Origin of the sequence: Succinimonas sp. (assembly GCF_045225735.1) — a bacterium.
In the GTDB taxonomy this organism is placed as follows: domain Bacteria; phylum Pseudomonadota; class Gammaproteobacteria; order Enterobacterales; family Succinivibrionaceae; genus Succinimonas.
The window spans coordinates 1-2,786 of the sequence record NZ_JBGVBR010000352.1; the positions used below are offsets into that span (position 1 = coordinate 1).

The 2,786-nt window shown below is 59.7% G+C and carries 2 protein-coding genes; both read left to right on the forward strand.

Features of this window, described 5'->3' with window-relative positions; translation table 11 throughout:
* Window positions 1-207: hypothetical protein (locus ACJROR_RS12490; protein WP_406547316.1), on the forward strand; the 207-nt coding region annotated here is incomplete at its 5' end.
* A gap of 23 nt (window positions 208-230) precedes the next feature.
* A partial coding sequence (gene bcsA, locus ACJROR_RS12495) for a UDP-forming cellulose synthase catalytic subunit (protein WP_406547317.1) occupies window positions 231-2,786 on the forward strand: 2,556 nt, incomplete at its 3' end.

The window sequence follows — 2,786 nt, forward strand, 5'->3', positions numbered from 1 at the left end:
CATCCGGTCTTAGGCCCCCGGATCCTGGATGCGGAAATTCCCCTGGACGAGTTCGTCCGGGAGGCCGCGAGGAAGCCGGAGCCCTATACCAGATACCTCGATTATTCCGAGGCCAGCTGTCAGACGGAACGAATCCTCATTGATATCAGGCTGATAAGAAGCCGCGCCGGGGATTCCGGAGACCGCGCCGGGAAGGAACCGGCTTAAGGAACAGGGGAAAACGCAAGATCATGACGACACTCCGGCGCTACGCCAATCGCCTGCAGGAACAGTACCTGATCTACCGCCTGAACGGATCCGGAATGGCGGCGTCTCTGGTCGCCCTGTTTTTTACCCATCTCCTGTGGTGGCTTTTGCCGCTGGAAAAGCTCCGCTACCGCCGGATCCGCCGCCGTTTCCGCTATTACTACCCGCAGATCACCCCCGGAAAGCCCCGGCTTTTTGATCCCCTGCGCTTTCTCTCCCAGTCCTGCTACCTGATGCTGGTGGCGCTTCCCGGCCCCGGAGATGACCGCCTGAGGGAGGCCGCCGCCGCCCGCAAAACCTTCACCAGATTCGCCCGCCTGACCGCCCCGCTTAAAAAAGCGCTTTCCGATGCGGCCTCCCGGGTTTTCCGGGCTGCCGGCGAGGAATTCATTATCCGGAGCGTCTGGGCCCGCATCGCCGCCGGCATCCTGCTCCTGCTGGCGGCGCTCCTGATGATCCTGTGCATCACCCAGCCGCTGGAGCTGGAATATCAGTTTATCTTCATGGCTCTCATGTGGGTTCTGGCGATGCTGCTCCGGAATCACCGCGCCCGGGGCGCCCTGTTTATCATGATCTTCATCTCCTTCGTGGTCTCCAGCCGCTACATCTGGTGGCGCGTCTCCAAGACCGTGCTTCTGGAGGATCCGGCATCCGCGGTGTGCTCTCTCGCTCTGGCGGGAGCCGAAATCTACTCCTATCTGGTCATGGCGCTGGCGTATTTTCAGGTATGCTGGGTGCTGGACAGAAAGCCCGCGCCCCTGCCGGAGGATCGCTCCCTGTGGCCGACGGTGGACGTGATGATCCCGTCCTATAACGAGCCCCTGGAGGTGGTAAAGCCCACCCTCCTGGCCGCCATTGATCTGGACTGGCCCCGGGACAAGCTTCATGTTTATCTCCTGGATGACGGCACCCGGGAGGAATTTCGGCGTTATTGCGAAAGCATCGGCGTCACCTGGATCTCCCGGGAAAAGCATAACTTTGCCAAGGCCGGCAATATCAACCATGCTCTGGAGCTCACGAAGGGAGACCATGTGGCGATTTTTGACTGCGACCACGTGCCCTGCCGGAATTTTCTCACCGCCACCGTGGGCTGGATGATCAAGGATCCCCGGATCTCCCTGGTGCAGACCCCGCATCACTTCTATTCCGACAATCCCTTCGAAAAGAATCTGGGACTCCACGGCCGCATGCCCCAGGAGGACACCCTGTTTCATCGCTTTATTCAGAAGGGCAACGACACCTGGAATGCCACCATGTTCTGCGGTTCCTGCGCCGTGATCCGGAGATCCGCCCTCGGGGAAATCGGCGGCATCGCCGTGGAGACCGTTACCGAGGATGCTCACACCTCCCTGAAGCTCCTGAGACGGGGCTGGTCCACCGCCTTTATCGACATCCCCCTGGCCGCCGGGCTCTCCACGGAATCCCTGGCCGCCCATATAAACCAGCGCATCCGCTGGGCCCGGGGCATGGTGCAGATCTTCCGCATTGACAATCCCCTGTTCAGAAAGGGCCTGAGCATCCCGCAGCGTCTCTGCTTCGCCAATGCCTCCCTGCACTTTCTCCACGGTCTGCCCCGCATTATCTTCCTCATAGCGCCCCTGCCCTATCTGTTTTGTCACATCTACGTGATCTTCGCCTCCGGAGCCGCCATTCTGGCCTACGTGCTGCCCCATATGGTGCACACCACCATGACCAATCACAGGATGCAGCAAAACAACCGCTTCTATTTCTGGGGGGCTATTTACGAAACCATTCTTTCCTGGTACATCACCCTGCCCACCCTGGTGGCGCTGATCTCCCCCAGGCACGGCAAATTCAATGTTACCGCCAAGGGAGAATCCAACCGGGAAACCCATTTTGACTGGACGGTGTCCCGCCCGTACCTCCTCCTCATCTTCCTGAACTTCGCCGGACTTATTTACGGCACCTGGAACATGCTGTTTGATCCCTTTGCCGAAAAGCTCACCATCTTCATCAATCTCCTCTGGGTGGCCTACAATCTTCTGGTGCTGGGGGCCGCCTCCGCCGTGGCGCTGGAAACCAGGCAGATCCGTTCCTTTCCCCGGGTGGACTGCCGCATGCGCGCCACTCTGGAAACCGTTCAGGGACATCTTACGGAGGTTACCGTAACAGACTTTTCTCAGCAGGCGCTGGGCCTTCAGATGCCGGAGCCCCGATCCGGCGTCGCCTGGCATCAGATCTTCCGGGAGGGAGATCCCGTCTTTATCATCCTCACGCAGCAGCGGGAGGGCGCGTCCTACCGGTTCAGCTGCCGGATCTCCCGGGTGGCCGGCTCTCATCTGGGCATCACGGTGCTCCCGCGGAATCTTCAGGAAAACATCGCCTACATAAGATGCACCTTCGCCGAGCCGAACCGCTGGACAGAACAGCCCCGGAACTACGACATGAACACCCTGTCCCACGGCATTCACACTCTGGTTACTCTGGGCTTTAACGGCTACCTGAAAATGCTCCGGCATTCCCCCCGGGGCTTTCGGGAAATACTCAATGTCATCGTGCGCATTATGATCTTCGTTTTC